The 14,071-nt window shown below is 73.7% G+C and carries 10 protein-coding genes; 3 read left to right on the forward strand and 7 right to left on the reverse strand.

All coding sequences use genetic code 11. From position 1 onward, the window contains the following. Window positions 1-20: 20 nt before the first annotated feature. The 3 genes from pepN to ABZ956_RS09770 all read right to left on the reverse strand — a co-directional run bounded on the left by pepN (window position 21) and on the right by ABZ956_RS09770 (window position 4,256). Window positions 21-2,588 (reverse strand): aminopeptidase N, encoded by a 2,568-nt coding sequence (pepN, locus tag ABZ956_RS09760; protein ID WP_361890478.1) that lies wholly within the window; start codon window positions 2,586-2,588, stop codon window positions 21-23. 452 nt (window positions 2,589-3,040) lie between these two features. Continuing rightward, complete coding sequence (locus ABZ956_RS09765) at window positions 3,041-3,346, reverse strand: chorismate mutase (RefSeq protein WP_071964734.1); 306 nt, start codon at window positions 3,344-3,346, stop codon at window positions 3,041-3,043. A 16-nt stretch (window positions 3,347-3,362) separates the two neighbouring features. Further along, entirely contained in the window at window positions 3,363-4,256 is an 894-nt protein-coding gene (locus tag ABZ956_RS09770; protein WP_361889600.1) for an AraC family transcriptional regulator, read from the reverse strand. Window positions 4,257-4,402: 146 nt separating this feature from the next. On the opposite strand from ABZ956_RS09770, the gene ABZ956_RS09775 reads away from it, so the two are divergent. Further along, window positions 4,403-6,214 carry a beta-galactosidase family protein gene (locus ABZ956_RS09775; RefSeq protein ID WP_361889602.1) on the forward strand — a complete coding sequence of 604 codons (1,812 nt, stop codon included), beginning with the start codon at window positions 4,403-4,405 and terminating at the stop codon, window positions 6,212-6,214. Here the strand turns inward: ABZ956_RS09775 and ABZ956_RS09780 are convergent. Further along, window positions 6,112-9,345: an endo-alpha-N-acetylgalactosaminidase family protein gene (locus ABZ956_RS09780; protein WP_361889605.1), complete on the reverse strand. Its 3,234-nt coding sequence runs from the start codon at window positions 9,343-9,345 to the stop codon at window positions 6,112-6,114. The genes ABZ956_RS09775 and ABZ956_RS09780 overlap by 103 nt on opposite strands. A 246-nt stretch (window positions 9,346-9,591) precedes the next feature. On the opposite strand from ABZ956_RS09780, the gene ABZ956_RS09785 reads away from it, so the two are divergent. Further along, window positions 9,592-10,818, forward strand: coding sequence for an alpha/beta hydrolase (locus ABZ956_RS09785; protein WP_361889608.1), 1,227 nt, complete (start codon window positions 9,592-9,594; stop codon window positions 10,816-10,818). A gap of 71 nt (window positions 10,819-10,889) precedes the next feature. Next, window positions 10,890-11,285 (forward strand): VOC family protein, encoded by a 396-nt coding sequence (locus ABZ956_RS09790; protein ID WP_361889611.1) that lies wholly within the window; start codon window positions 10,890-10,892, stop codon window positions 11,283-11,285. A gap of 34 nt (window positions 11,286-11,319) precedes the next feature. Here ABZ956_RS09790 and ABZ956_RS09795 read toward each other — a convergent pair whose 3' ends face one another. The 3 genes from ABZ956_RS09795 to ABZ956_RS09805 all read right to left on the reverse strand — a co-directional run bounded on the left by ABZ956_RS09795 (window position 11,320) and on the right by ABZ956_RS09805 (window position 13,952). Next, window positions 11,320-12,033: an MBL fold metallo-hydrolase gene (locus tag ABZ956_RS09795; RefSeq protein WP_361889614.1), complete on the reverse strand. Its 714-nt coding sequence runs from the start codon at window positions 12,031-12,033 to the stop codon at window positions 11,320-11,322. A 90-nt stretch (window positions 12,034-12,123) separates the two neighbouring features. After that, a complete protein-coding gene (locus ABZ956_RS09800) occupies window positions 12,124-13,275 on the reverse strand; it encodes a histidine kinase (protein ID WP_361889617.1) in 1,152 nt (383 codons plus the stop codon). Next, window positions 13,272-13,952, reverse strand: coding sequence for a response regulator transcription factor (locus tag ABZ956_RS09805; RefSeq protein ID WP_361889620.1), 681 nt, complete (start codon window positions 13,950-13,952; stop codon window positions 13,272-13,274). The genes ABZ956_RS09800 and ABZ956_RS09805 overlap by 4 nt, the downstream gene beginning before the upstream one ends. Window positions 13,953-14,071: the final 119 nt, after the last annotated feature.

The raw sequence follows: 14,071 nt of genomic DNA on the forward strand, positions 1-14,071 counted from the left end.
CGTATCCGCTGCCGGGTCTGTCAGGAGTGTGCCGCGCGGACGGCCAGGGCGCGGCGCAGGTCGTCGAGCTGGTCGGTGAGCTTGCGGCGCAGGGCGGGGGTGGGATCGGCGTCGCGCAGGCAGTCCTGGCCGCGGCGCAGGGTTTCCTCTTCGATCAGGGTGTGGGGGAAGCCGTGGGTTCCGGCGGCGGCGGCGAGGGCGGGGCCGCGGCGGGTGGCGAGGGCGAGGGCGTCGGAGTAGTAGCGGTCGCGGTAGGGGCGCAGGAGGTCTGCCTGCTCGGGCTGCCAGAAGCCCTGGGCGGTGGCGGTGAAGAGGTAGTTGCTGAGCTGGTCGTCGGCGTAGAGGGCGTGCCAGGCGGCGGCCTTGGCGGTGGGGTCGGGGAGGGCGGCGCGGCAGCGGGCGGCGCCTTCCCGGCCGGTGGCGCTGGGGTCGCGGGCGAGTTCGGTGTCGATGTCGTGCGGTGTGGCGGCGCCGAGGGTGGCGAGGCGGGCGAGGGTGCGCCAGCGCAGCTCGGGGTCGAGGGCGGGGCCGCCGGGGGCGGTGCCGTCGTGCAGCCACTGCTGGAGGGTGGTGGGGGTGGTGGCGCTGTCGATGAGCGTGCGGGCGGCGGCCAGGCGTAGTCCTTCGGTGCCGGTGGTGCCCTGGGTGCGCTCGAGGAGGTCGTGGCAGAGGTCGGTGAGGGTGGCCAGGGCGTGCGGGCGGTCGGCGGGGGCGCTGTAGCGGTCGGCGATCTGGGTCCGGGCGAAGGCGAGGACGCCTTGGACGACGGCGATGTCGGTTTCGCGTGGGAGGTGGGTGCGGGCCGTGTCCAGGTAGGCGGTGGGGGCGAGCTCGCCGTCGCGGACCATGTCGCGGACGGCGTTCCACACCACGGCTCGGGTCAGCGGGTCGGGCAGGCCGGAGAGCGAGGCCCGCGCGGTCTGCCAGGAGTGGGGGTCGAGGCGGACCTTGGCGTAGGTGAGGTCGCGGTCGTTGAGGAGGGTGAGGGCGGGGCGGGGGCCGGCGGAGGCGATGGCGAGGTCGCCGGTCTGCGGGATGTCCGCCTCGACGCGCTTGCGCAGCAGGAGGCGTGCCGGGTCGTCCGGGTCGTGGTCGTACAGGCCGACGGTGATGTGGTGCGGTCGGCTGCCGCCGGGTACGAAGCCGTCGCCCGCGGGAACGGGGACCCCCGGGCTGCCCCGGTGCTGGATGGCGAGGTGTACGTACGTCCCGTCGTGGGTGACGTCCGGGGTGAGCGTGTCGGCCCCGGTCGTGCGCAGCCACTGCTCGGCCCAGGTGTGGATGTCGCGGTCGGTGTTGCGGGCGAGGGAGTCGATGAAGTCGGCGAGGGTGGCGTTGCCGAAGCGGTGCCGGGCGAAGTGGTCGTTGATGCCGGCGAGGAAGTCCTTGTCGCCGAGCCAGGCGACGAGTTGGCGCAGTGCGCTCGCGCCCTTGGCGTAGGAGATGCCGTCGAAGTTGAGCAGGGCGGAGGCGGTGTCGTGGACGTCGTGCGGTGCGGGGGCGACGGGGTGGGTGGAGGGGCGCTGGTCGGCGTCGTAGCCCCAGGCTTTGCGGGCGATGGCGAAGTCGGTCCAGGTGTCGTGGAAGCGGGTGGCTTCGGCGAGGATCTGGACGCCCATGTACTCGGCGAAGGACTCGTTGAGCCAGATGTCGTCCCACCACTGGAGGGTGACCAGGTCACCGAACCACATGTGGGCCATCTCGTGGGCGATGGTCGTGCCGCGGCCCATGCGCTGGGTGTCGGTGACGGCGGAGCGGAAGACGTATTCGTCGCGGAAGGTGACCAGGCCGGGGTTCTCCATGGCGCCGGCGTTGAATTCGGGGACGAAGGCCTGGTCGTAGGAGTCGAACGGGTAGGGCTCGTCGAAGATCTCGTGGTAGCGGTCGTAGCAGCGACGGGTGATGTCGAGGATCTCCTCGGCGTCGGCGTCGAGGTGGGGGGCGAGGGAGCGGCGGCAGTGCAGGGCGAAGGGCAGTCCCGCGTGTTCGGTACGGACGGTGTGCCAGGGGCCGGCGGCGAAGGCGACGAAGTAGGTGCTCAGCGGCTTGGTGGTGGCCAGCTGCCAGCGTCCTTCGGCGGGTGGGCCGACGCGGGTGGCTATGGCGTTGCCGAGGACGGTCCACTCGGGTGGCGCGGTGACGGTGGCGTCGAAGAGGGCTTTGAGGTCGGGCTGGTCGAAAGCGGCGAAGACGCGCTGGGCGTCGTCGAGGAAGGTCTGGGTGTAGAGGTAGGTGCGCCCGTCGGCGGGGTCCGTGAAGCGGTGCATGCCTTCGCCGGTGCGGGAGTAGCGCATGTCGGCTTCGACGCGCAGTTCGTGCTCGCCGGCGCTCAGGGTCAGCGGGAGCCGGTTGCCGTCGAGGCCCGCGGGGTCGAGGGGCTGCCCGTCGAGGGTGACGCGGTGCAGGGTGGCGGGCTTGAGCTCGACGAACGTACGGCCGGCGGTACGGGCCGTGAAGCGGATGACGGTGGTGGAGCCGAAGTGTTCCTCGCCGCGGGTGAGGTCGAGGTCGATCCGGTATCGGTGGATGTCGAGGAGCCGGGCTCGGCTCTGCGCTTCGTCGCGCGTCAGTACGGGCATGCGGCCCATGCTGCCGTAACGCCGGGCGCCGGGCCTGGGCATATTGCGGTGCCGGGTGGGGCGTGGCCCCGCGGTGCGGCTGGGGCGCCGCGGCGGACCGGATGCGGACGGTTCGGCACCGTCGGCCCCCCGGTTGCGGCTGAGCGCCGCGGCGGCGGGATAGGGGTGCGGCGGCCGGTTCGCAGGGCCACACCATTGCGGCTGAGCGCCGCGGCGGCGGGATAGGGGTGCGGCGGCCGGTTCGCAGGGCCACACCATTGCGGCTGAGCGCCGCGGCGGCGGGATAGGAGTGCGGCGGTCGGTTCGCCGGGCCGCGCCGGTTGCGACTGAGCGCCGCGGCGGCGGGCGGGTGGGGTCGGCGGTCGGTCCGGTGCCGCCGGGCCCGGCGCGAGCCCCCGGGCACCGGTCGGCGGGTGGGCTCACCGCCCGGGCCCGGCGTCGCCGGCCCGGCGGGGGCCGGGCTAGGCCCGGGCGATCGTCTCGTGGTGGCGGATGACCTCGGCGATGATGAAGTTCAGGAACTTCTCCGCGAACGCCGGGTCGAGCTTCGCGTTCTCGGCGAGCTCGCGGAGGCGGGCGATCTGGCGGGCCTCGCGGGCCGGGTCGGCCGGGGGCATCTTGTGGGCGGCCTTGAGGTGGCCGACCTGCTGGGTGCATTTGAAGCGTTCGGCGAGCATGTGAATGACCGCCGCGTCGATGTTGTCGATGCTGTCGCGCAGGCGGCCCAGCTCGGCGCGTACGGACTCGTCGTTGGCACTGTTGTTCATGTCCACCCCACCGAGCCTATGCGGATGGACGGGATCCGATGACCGGTGGGTGCTCCGGATCGGGGATCTCGTTGCTCCAGCCGCCCGAGGGCACGGCCCGCCCGCACCGTTCCCGGAAGCGGATGGGAGCGGTGCCGACCCGGCGGGTGAAGAGCCGGCTGAAGTAGGCGGGGTCGTCGTAGCCGACGCGCCGGGCGACGGCGGCGACGGGCAGCTCGGTGGCGGCCAGGAGCTCCTTGGCGCGGCCGAGGCGGACGCCGAGCAGGTAGTCCTTGGGGCTGCAGCCGGCGCCGCGCCGGACGGCCAGGCGCAGCTCGGCGGGGCTCATGCCGTGGCGGGCGGCGTGCTGGGTGACGGACAGCGGCAGGAAGGCATCGCGGGCCAGGGCGCGCAGGACGGGGTCGGCGTCGCCGGCGGAGTCGGCGCGGACGTGGCGCAGGGCGACGAGGAGCTCGTGGACGGCGGCGGAGGTCTCGACCTCGAGCAGGGGGTTGCCGCGGCGGGCGGCGCGGGCGATGCGGGCGACGGCGGCACGGGGGCCGGTGGTGTCGGTCAGGGGGACGACGGGCCGTCCGGGTTCGATGTAGCCCAGCTCGGTGTAGGCGGCGACGGCGCTGCCGGTGAAGTCGACGAAGCTCTCGTCCCAGCCGGCGCCGCGCCCGGCGCCGTAGTGGTGCGGGGTTCCGGGGGTGAGCCAGAGCAGGGCGGGGGCGGTGACGGGGTGGGTGCGGGAGTCGGGCGTGCGGTACCAGCCGGATCCGGCGCTGATGACGACGGCCACGTGGTGGTCGAGGACGCGCGGGCCCACGGCGGGCAGGGCGCCGTGCTGGAGGCCGACCCCGAGGCAGACCAGGCCGAGCCGGTGGTGGACCGGGCCGGGGGTGAAGTAGCGCATCCAGGTGTGATACACGCGTCCCTGCCTTCCGCGGCGCCGTCGGCTCCGTCCAAACAGGGCCGATCTTTGTCCATGGCTTGCTCCCCCGCCAGAGGGCGACGATGGCCGGGGCCGGGTCGAGGACGGCCCGGGACGGCCGAGGGTGAGAGGCGGGCGGGCGCGTGCCGGAGTTCGTGGTGGGGGACGAGGGTTTCGAGCTCGACGGGCGGCCGGTGCGGCTGCTGTCGGGGGCGCTGCACTACTTCCGGGTGCACGAGGGGCTGTGGCGGCACCGGCTGGGGATGCTGCGGGCGATGGGGCTGAACTGTGTGGAGACGTACGTGCCGTGGAACTGGCACGAGCCGGCCCCGGGTCACTGGCGTGATGTCGGGGCGCTGGGCCGGTTCCTGGACGCGGCGGGCGAGGAGGGACTGTACGCCGTCGTGCGCCCGGGTCCGTACATCTGCGCGGAGTGGGAGAACGGCGGACTGCCGGCGTGGCTGACGGGCGCGGTGGGGCGCGGTGTGCGGACACGGGACGAGAGGTTCCTGCGGGCCGTCGACGCGTGGTTCGCGGTCGTCGCGGACCAGCTGCTGGACCGGCAGGTGGGCCGGGGCGGTCCGGTGGTGCTGGTGCAGGTCGAGAACGAGTACGGGTCGTACGGCAGCGACGAGGTTTATCTGCGGCATCTGGCAGAACGGTGGAAGGCGCTCGGTGTGACGGTGCCGCTGGTCACCTCGGACGGGCCGGAGGAGCACATGCTCTCCGGTGGTGCGGTGCCGGGCGTGCTGGCGACGGTGAACTTCGCCTCGGGTGCGCGCGAGGCGTTCGAGGTGCTGCGCCGCTTCAGGCCGTCCGGGCCGCTGATGTGCATGGAGTTGTGGTGCGGCTGGTTCACGCACTGGGGCGCGGAGCCGGCCTGCCGGGGGACGGCGCGGGCGGCGCGGGCGCTGCGGGAGGTCCTCGAGTGCGGGGCGTCGGTCAATCTGTACATGGCGCACGGGGGCACCAATTTCGGGGGCTGGGCGGGGGCGAACCGTGCCGGGGACGACCACCGCGGGGCGCTGCGGCCGACGGTCACCTCCTACGACTACGACGCGCCGGTCGACGAGTACGGGCGTCCCACACCGAAGTTCTGGGCCTTCCGCGAGGTGCTGGCGGAGTACCGGGAGGCCACCGGTCCGCTGCCCGCCCTGCCGCCCGCTCCCCCGGTGCTGGGCTCCCCCGCGGTGGCCCGGCTCGGACAGTGGGCGCCGCTGGGCGAGGTGGTGGACGCGCTGGGGGACGAGGAGCGGGAGGGCGCGGTGCCGCCGGTGTTCGAGGAACTGGGCGTCGAGCGCGGGGTGGTGCGGTACCGCTTCGAGGTGCCGGGGCCGCGCGGGGCGTATCCGCTGCGGCTGGTGGGGCTGCGGGATGTGGCGGCGGTGTACGTGGACGGGGTACGCAGGGTCGTTGCCGGGGACGGTGGCGGCGACGGCGGTGGCGACGGCGGCGTGGTGCTGGTCGGTGAGGTCGCGGGACCGGCGTCGGTGGAGGTGTGGGTGGAGTCGCTGGGCCGGGTCAACTACGGCCCCCGCCTGGGAGAGTCCAAGGGCATCACGGGGGGCGTGCTGCACGAGCGGCAGTACGTGCACGGGGTGCGGGCGCGGGCGCTGCGGCTGGATGCCGTGGTGGAGCCCGGCGCCCCGCGCGGCGTGCCGTGGCGGGCGTGGGAGAGCGCCTGTGGCCCTCAGGGCCCGGGCGGTGGCGGTCCGGGCCTGTACCGGGGCGCGGTCACGGTGGCCGGTGCCGGTGACGCGACGGTGAAGCTGCCGGGCTGGGTGCGGGGCTTTGTGTGGGTGAACGGTTTCTGTCTGGGGCGGTACTGGGACCGGGGCCCGCAGCGTGCGCTCTATGTGCCGGGGCCGGTGTTGCGCGAGGGGGAGAACGAGCTGCTGGTGCTGGAGTTCGAGCGGGCCGGCGAGCCGGCGCTCCCGGTGGGGGCGGTGGGCTGAGCTCCCGTCCCGCTGGTCACCGGCCGATGACGGTGACCAACGGGACGGAACCCCGTGGATGTTTCTTGCCCGACTGCATGCACCGTGAAGCCATCGAGGCAGAACTCAGCGGTCCCGTTGTCTCCCACTTTCCGTAATCCCACCCACGCCTCACCCGTATCGGGTGCGGTGAACTCATAGGTGTGCGTCGCCGGGGCGGTGGCCACTGGCAGGGTGGTGCGGGTCAGTTCGCGCTCCCCGGGCTCGTCCACCGCCGTGATCCACGCGTACTGGCCCGCCTGCTCGTTCTCGTAGCGGAACGTCACGCGGTAGCGGCGTCCGGGGGCGAAGCGCACGGTGTGCGGGACGGTGCGGTAGACCAGGCCGGGGTTCTCGCCGCGCGACTTCAGCGACTGGGTGCCGTCGATGACGTCGTCGATCGCCTTGCCGTTCCAGCCGCGCTGGGTGTACGGGGCGTGCCGCTGGGCGATGTGGGTGCGCGGATCGGTGGTGCCGCCCGCGTCGCCCTTGACGAAGGGGCCCCAGCCCTGCGGCACGTTCTCGAAGTCCTCGAAGACCAGGGCTCCTGGGGCGGTGGCCCGCCGTCCGGGGACGACGCGCACCGCGTCGAAGCGGACCCGGGCCTGCCCGGGCGCGGCCGTCAGCGCCAGGGTCACGGGGCCGCCGCCGGCCGGCACGGTGAACCAGGTGAACATCCGCTGGAAGCGCGTGCCGTGTTTGTGGTCGGCGGCCATGTGGTTGACGGCGGTGGAGGTGTCCGTCCAGTTCGTGGCGGTGACCCCGTCGGCGGTGCGGACGCTCAGCGCGGCCCTTCGGCGCTCGCCCGCCGTGGCGCCGACCTCGACCTGGACGGAGGCGGCGTAGGTGCCGGGGGCCAGGCGGGCGAGCCGCTGGCTTACGGTGGCCGCTCCCCCGGCGCCGACGACCAGTTCCCAGTCCCCGAGGGCGCTGCGCACGGCCCGGGCGGGCCCGGTGACCTGCCAGGCGTCGAGGGTTCCGGAGAGGAAGTGCGGGTCGCGCACGGGAGTGCCCTCGCCCCAGCGGGGGTCGGGGCGGCGCCGGCCGCGGGTGCGGGTGAGGACGTAGGGCTGCGCGGGTGCGGCGTCGAGGGTGACGCTGCCGTCGCGCACCGGCACGTCGGTGGCGTCGGCCCGGCCCTGGTCGGTGAGGCGGTGCAGCACCACCGAGCGCAGGGTGGCCCAGGCGCGGGGCAGGGCCCAGGTGGTGGGGCCGCCGCGGGGGTTGTAGTGGTAGAGCTTGGCGGGATCGGTGGCCCTGAGCGGTTCCCAGGGCAGGAGGTAGGCGCCGTCGTCGTGGACGAGACGGCCGTCGGTGGTGATCTTCTTCGTGCCGTCGGCGTCCGAGACGCGGGTGGTGAGTCCGTCCGGTGTGGCGAGGGTGATGTCGTGCTCGCCCCAGGTTTGGATCGCGAACGCCTGCAAATACTTCGCGGGCAGGTTCTCGGTCCACAGCCGCCGGTGGAACGCGGTCCAGTCGGTCTTCGCGCGCCAGCCCTCGAAGCTGCCGAGCTTGGCGGTGCCCAGGAGCGGCCACTTGTCGGCGAAGACGTCCTTTTGGTGGTGGCGGATGAAGCGGATGAGCCGGGAGTTGATGCCGCGCGAGCTGTCGGGACCGTAGTCGGTCTCGGCCGCCCAGTGCGCCCACAGGCTGGAGCGCTCCAGGCCGTGGCCCCACTCGGTGGTGATCTGCCAGCCCTGCTCGCGCAGGAGGCGCTGCAGCGCGTCGGAGGTCCAGCCGGACTCGCGGAAGACGTCGATGTAGAGGGTGTTCAGGGCCGGGTCGGTCTCCTGGCGCAGCTGCCGGAAGCGGCGGGCGATGTCGCCGGAGACCAGGTCGCGGCGGGCGTCGATGCGGTACGACTGGTCGAGCCAGTCCCACTGCCGGTTGTTCTTGTCCACGAGGGTTTCGGAGAAGGCGTTCGCGACCGGGTACGACTCGGTGGTGTTGACGTGCACGGCGAAGTCGCTGTTCCAGCGCTTGCCGACGCGCAGCAGGGTGTTGAGGTCGGCCAGGCCGCCGGCGCGGGTGTTGTAGTTGCCGCCGTAGTCGGGGTGTGCGGAGTCGTGGCCCTCGGACTGGTAGCCCTTGAGGAGGGTGAACTGGCGCAGCCCGTCGGTGGCGAGGTGGATGCGCTTGATGTGGTCGAGGGTGGCGAGGAAGGGGTTGGTGGCCTGGCTGGCGAAGTTGAACGGGATGTGCGGCACGACGCGCAGGTGCTGTTCCCGGGCGCCGAGCGGTTCGGTCATGATGTCGCGCATCGCGATGGCCGCGTCCTGCCAGTCGGCGGTGCCGTCGCCGTTGCGGTCGCCGGTGACGATGACGGTGGCGTACGGCAGGGGTTCGGTGGCGGTCAGGGGCGCGGTGGCGGCGCGGTGGGTCCACTCGCCGCAGGTGAGTTGGGTCTTGGTGTAGCCGGCGCGGGTCAGGGTCTGCCACCACAGGCGGCCGTTGTCCCAGGAGGAGGCCGCGTCCGGCTTGTCGTGGACGGTGTTGGTCTCGATGGCGGCGGCGAGTTCGCCGGTGCTGACGACGGCGTAGGCGCAGCCGGTGGGGGCCGGGTCGGCGGGGCGGCCGGGGGTGGGGCGTACGAGGGTGTCGCCGTCGGCTGCCGCGTCCAGGTGGATGCGGGCGGCGAGGAGGGCGGCGCCGGGCTGGGTGCTGCGGACGGAGAGGAAGGCGAGCGTGGGGAAGCGCAGGGTGCCCACGCGCAGGCCGGGCGTGTCGGCGATGTGGGTGACCCGCCAGTGCACGCGGGGTCCGTCGACGCGGATCTCGACGTCGATGCGGGTGGCGCCGAGGGTGAGGCGGTACGCGGCGTGGGCGGCGGCGGTGGAGACGGTGACGTGGGGGGTGTGCTCGACGCCGTCCACCAGCAGGGAGGTGACGGGGTCCTCCTGGCCGTGGAGGACGGTGCCACGGGCGCGGTCGGTGTAGGACAGGACGCGCGGGAAGCGGGTGTCGACGCGCACGTCGAGGACGTCGGAGCGCAGGAGGGCCTCGGCCGGCCCGGTGGCGGCGCGGGCGGTGGGGGCCAGGGCGGTGCCGAGGCCGGCGAGGGCCGTGGTGACGACGACGGTCCGTCTGCTGGGGCCCGTGGTTTCTGCGGTCACGGCGACACTGTGGGGCGCACGTGGTGGGGGTGCCCATGGACAAAGGGCGGCGCCGTATTGGACTAACGCGATCCGGATGCCGGTGGGGCGGGGTGCGTCTCGGCTGTGGGAACGATCCGTCCCCTAGGGGTGGGCCGGTGCGCAGCCCCTTCTCAGGAAGGGGGCGGTCGCGGTGCGGCGCCGCTTAGGGTCGTGTCCATGATGATCACAGTCGGCGGTAACCGGCGTACGGGCAGGGGCAGTTCCATGACGCGACGCGGGGTGGCGGTCGCCACGGCCGTCGTCGTCGCGGCGCTGGGGGCGGCGCCCGCGATGGCGGCGGAGCCCTCGGCCGAGGCCGCGTCCGCGCGGCAGCACACCGAGCGCGGCACGCTGCTGTCGGTGACGCCCCTCGCCGATCTGAGCCGCGACCAGGTCGCCACGTTCCTGCGCACGTCGGAGATCGACGCGACGCGGGCCGCCCATGGCGTACGCGCCTACCGGCTCACGTACCGGACGGTGACCGCGCAGGGCGAACCCACCACCGCCACCGGGCTGTTCGTGCTGCCCAAGGGCGGCGGGCGCACGCTCCCCCTGGTCGCCGAGACGCACGGCACCATGGCCCACCGCGACTACGCGCCCTCCGTGGGCGAGGGCTTCGGGCGGGTGGCGCCGTATCTGCACGCCTCGGCGGGGCGTGCCGTGGCCGCCCCCGACTACCTGGGGCTCGGCAAGGGCCCCGGCCCGCACCCGTACATGGACACCGCGTCCGCCGTGACCGCTTGCCTGGACATGCTGCGGGCCTCGCGGACCGCCGCGCAGCGGCTGGGCAGGCCGCTGAACGGCGATGTGTACGGCACGGGCTTCTCGCAGGGTGGGCAGGTGGCCATGGCGCTCGGCCGGGCCCTGGCGGGCGGCGCGGACCGGCACTTCCGGCTCCGTGCCCTCGCCCCGGTCGCCGGGCCGTACGACATCGAGAAGGCGGAGATGCCCGGCATCTTCGACGGCCGGGTCAACCAGACCAGTGCCGTCTTCTACCTCTCGTACTACCTCACGGCCCAGAACCGGCTGCACCCGATCTACAAGCACCCGGCCGAGGCCTTCAAGCAGCCGTACGCGGGGGTCGTCGAGAAGCTCTTCGACACCCGTCACACGGAGGAGGAGATCTTCAAGGCGCTCCCCGCGACGGTGGAACAGCTGATCACCGACGAGTTCCGCGAGAAGCTGCGGCACCCCTCGGGGGCCTTGCTGGAGGCCATGCGGGCCCAGGACGGGAACTGCGCGTGGAAGCCGGACGTGCCGGTGCGGCTGCACGCCGCGGCCGGTGACACGGACGTGCCCATCGCGAACTCCCGCAGCTGCGCCCGTGACCTGGCGCGCAACGGCGTGAAGGCGCCGGTGATCGACCATGGGAAGGCCAACCACTTCGGCACCTTCAAGGCGGCGGAGCCGCAGATCGTCCGCTGGTTCGACGCGCTGGAGCGCCGTTCCTAGGGGCGGCCCGCCCGGGCGACGCCGGCGCGGCCGTCGTTCCCCTGCGCCGTGCGGCGCGGCATCATGACGTCATGATCGCCGAACTGCAGTGCACCGTCATCGACTGCCCCGACCCGTCGGCCCTGGCCCGCTTCTACTCCGCGATCCTCGGCTGGCGGGTCGAGAGCGACGAGGACGACCCGGCCTGGGTCTGGGTGACCGACCCGGCCACCCGTCAGCGCATCGCCTTCCAGGGCGTGCGGGGCGAGTACCACCCGCCCCGCTGGCCCGACCCCGGCCATCCGCAGCAGATGCACCTGGACTTCGACGTCGCCACCCGCGAGGACGTGGAACGGGCGCAGGCGGAGGTCATCGCCCTCGGGGCGACGTTCCTCCACGACAGCGGCGGCGAGAAGTCGGGCTTCCGGGTCTTCGCCGACCCGGCCGGGCACCCCTTCTGCCTCTGCTACGGGCAGTCGTCGCTCTGAGCCGGGCGGGGCGGCCCGGAAGCCCCGGCGGGCTCTAGCCCACGGGCAGCCGGGCAGCCGCCTCCCGCAGCGCCTGACCCGCGCCGCCGACGACGGGCGCACCATGACCGAAACAGGCCGTTTGAACGTCGAGCTCGGCCTGACGGCGGAAGGATTCGAGCGCCCGGCGCCGGTCGGTGTTGAAGACGCCCAACATCACGTGCGGTACGCCCGCGATGGTGTCACCCGTGAACAGCACCCCGGACGAGGTCAGGTGCAGCGCGATGCTGCCGTCCGTGTGCCCCGGCACGGCGACGACCCGTACCTCCTCGCCCCAGTCCAGGACGTCCCCGTCGGCGAGCTCGACGTCCACCCGGCACGGCCCGGCGGGCGGCACGTCCGCCAGGCCGGACTGCACGGACTCCCACAGGGCCACCTCCCAGTCCTCCAGCACCGGCGGCGGCTCCGGGACCTCTCCGCGGATCACGGGCGCGTCGGGGGCGCCCGCCAGCACCCGGGCCCCGGTGGCCGCCGCCAGGGCGGCCGCGGACCCGCGATGGTCCACGTGGAAGTGGGTCAGCACGATGTCCTTGACGTCCTCGGGGCGGGCCCCCAGCCGCGCCAGGGCCTCCAGGACGGGCCGTTCGTTGCCCGGCAGCCCGGCGTCGACGAGGGCCCAGCCGGCGCCGTCCCGCCGGCGCACCGCGTAGGACTGGCCGACGGCGAAGGTGAACATCCATATGTGGAGGGTTACTTGTGTGCTCTCCATGACGTGAGGCTAGGCACCGGCTCCGGCCCGCCCCAAGGCTTTGCGCCGTCGGCGGATTGAGCCCCCGGCGAACGGCCCCGGCCGGCCGGGTCAGACCCCGCGGTCCACCGGGAACAGCGCCGTCACCTGCCATCCGCCCTCCGGCGCGGGGCCCGCCGTCAGCACGCCGCCCATGGCCTTGGCCCGTTCGGCGAGCCCGACGAGGCCGAAGCCCCCGCCCCGGGCCTGCTCGGTCAGCCCCGCGGCCCGCTTGCCGTCGTCGGCGATGCGCAGCTCGACGCCCGCGGGGACGCCGCGCACCCCGATCCGTACGGCCGTGGCGTCGGCGGCGTGCTTGCGGACGTTGGTGAGGGCCTCGCGGACGACGCGGTGGACGCCGGCCGCCACATCACCCGGGATCCAGGTTTCCATGCCCCGCTCGATGTAAAGGGCGACGGGTGGTCCCGTGCGGGCGAACGCCTCGGTCAGTTCGCGTACCTCGGGAAGGCCCGCGACGGGTTCGGTCTCCGCCTCGCCCTCCCGCAGGACGCCCACCAGGCGGCGCATCGCGCCGAGCGCCTCGCTCGCGGAGGTCTCGATGCGCTCGAAGGCCCCGGTCGCGGCCGGGCCCTCCAGGGCGGTGAAGCGGGCGGCCTGGGCCTGTACGGCGATGCCGGTGATGTGGTGGGCGACGAGGTCGTGGAGTTCGCGGGCCAGCTCCAGCCGTTCGGCCGTGCGGACGGCGGCCATGTCGCGCACGCGCCGGGCGGACTGGCCGCGCAGCAGCAGGGAGTAGCTGCCCACGACGACGGTCAGGACCGTGAACAGGGCGGTGAACCACTCCGGGTTGAGGTCGCGCATGGGCGCGGCGACGATGGCCAGGGCCAGCATCGGGCCCAGGGTGGCGGCGACGCGCCGGGAGGACCGGCTGACGACGAGGGTGAGCAGGACGAGCAGGGCGACGTCCTCGCCCATGCCCCAGACGATCGTGGGGTGCTGCCCGGCCATCAGGACGGCGGAGGCCGTCCAGGAGACGGCGACGGCCACGGACGCCCGTACGTTCAGCGGGATCCAGGCGTAGGGCACCGCGCACAGGCAGACCAGGACGCCGGAGGCGAGGACTATGGCGTGCGGGCGGCTGGGCTGCCGGGCCAGGACGATGCCCTCCAGGCCGACGAGGCAGAGCAGGACGACCCCGAGGCCGGCCTTCGCGGCTGCCGCTCCCCGGGGGTGGCGGGCGGCCCACCCGGCCCATCTGGTCACGTGCCGCCCGCGGCCAGCCCGCTCTCCCAGGCCCAGGCGGCGATCTCGACGCGGTTGCGGGCATCGAGCTTGAGCTGCACGTTGGCCAGATGGGTCTTGACCGTGGACAGGGAGACGAACAGTTCGCCGGCGATCTCGGCGTTGGTGGCCCCGCGGGCCAGGCAGCGCACGACGTCGGCCTCGCGGTCGGTGAGCGGCTCGGAGGGCTGTTTGACCGTGGGCGCGGCGGATCCGGCGGGGGCCATGTCGCGCAGCAGGCGCACGGTGATCGCGGGCGAGATGAGGGAGTCCCCGACGGCCGCGGCGTGCACGGCCTCGACCAGCATGGCGGGGCTGGCGTCCTTCAGCAGGAAGCCTGAGGCGCCGTTGCGCAGGGCGGTGTGCACGTACTCGTCGAGGTCGAAGGTGGTGACGATGACGATGCGGGGGCGCTGCCCGCGCTCGGGGTGGGCGGCGGAGAGCTCGGACAGGCGGCGGGTGACCTCCAGGCCGTCCAGCTTGGGCATGCGGATGTCGAGGAGGAGGACGTCGGGCCGGTGGTACTCGACGGCCTCCAGGGCGGCCTCGCCGTCGACGACGTCGGCCACGACCTCGATGTCGGGCTGGCTCTCCAGGATCATCCGGAAGCCGGTGCGGACCATCTCCTGGTCGTCCGCGATGACCACGGTGATCGCCATGCTGTGCCCTCGCTCCTTGACGCTTCGGCGGTGGTCGGAAGGTTCGGTGCCCGAAGAGCCGCGCCCGTGCGGGCGTCCCTCCATGTCACCGGGGGTGTGCGGGTGACGCAACCGCAGGG

Origin of the sequence: Streptomyces sp. NPDC046261 (assembly GCF_040646235.1) — a bacterium.
In the GTDB taxonomy this organism is placed as follows: Bacteria; Actinomycetota; Actinomycetes; order Streptomycetales; family Streptomycetaceae; genus Streptomyces.